The following is a 603-nucleotide window of genomic DNA, read 5'->3' as shown; positions in this document are numbered from 1 at the left end:
GCAGGAAGGCAAGTGCCGGGGAGATGGTAAAAGTGTTGACGGTCGAGTTGCGCGATATTCGAAAACCGCCATCTATACCTTTGCCCAAGAAGTCGAAACTCGCGGGATCTTTATCAACCGCTCTTTCGAACTCTTCGGTTCTGAGTTCATTCAACCCAGCATAAGGGTCTTCGGAACCTCCTTTTCCGATACCAATACTACAGTTGGGGCTGGGAAACGCTGCAATCCAACCGTTTCCCTTAGGGTCAGGATTCATAACCAATAGATGACGGTTGCGGCCAGAGCGATGGCTGAGAGGAAGACCTTGGGACAGCGATCATAGCGTGTCGCCACACGCCGCCAGTCCTTGAGCCTGCCGAACATGATCTCGATGCGGTTGCGTCGTTTGTATCGGCGCTTGTCGTATTTGACCGGGGTCTTGCGTTGCTTTCTGCCGGGGATACAGGCGCGTATGCCTTTGTCTTTCAACGCGTCCCGGAACCAGTCGGCGTCATAGCCACGATCCCCGAGCAACCAGTCGACCTTTGGCAGGCTGCTGAGCAGCGCCCGCGCGCCGATGAAGTCGCTGACCTGGCCGGCGGTGACGAACAGGTTGAGCGGTCG

At 56.4% G+C, this 603-nt stretch carries 2 protein-coding genes; both read right to left on the bottom strand.

All coding sequences use genetic code 11. The features are described 5' to 3' along the window. The coding region (locus tag ACR0C6_RS21995; RefSeq protein WP_480621303.1) for a hypothetical protein at positions 1 to 256 on the bottom strand (256 nt) is incomplete at its 3' end. Beyond that, positions 253 to 603 (bottom strand): IS5 family transposase (locus ACR0C6_RS21990; protein WP_480621301.1); only part of this gene is annotated, 351 nt, incomplete at its 5' end. The genes ACR0C6_RS21995 and ACR0C6_RS21990, both read right to left, overlap by 4 nt.

Source organism: Ruegeria sp. AL12 (assembly GCF_056540885.1).
This window is presented reverse-complemented; position numbering and strand designations above follow the sequence as displayed.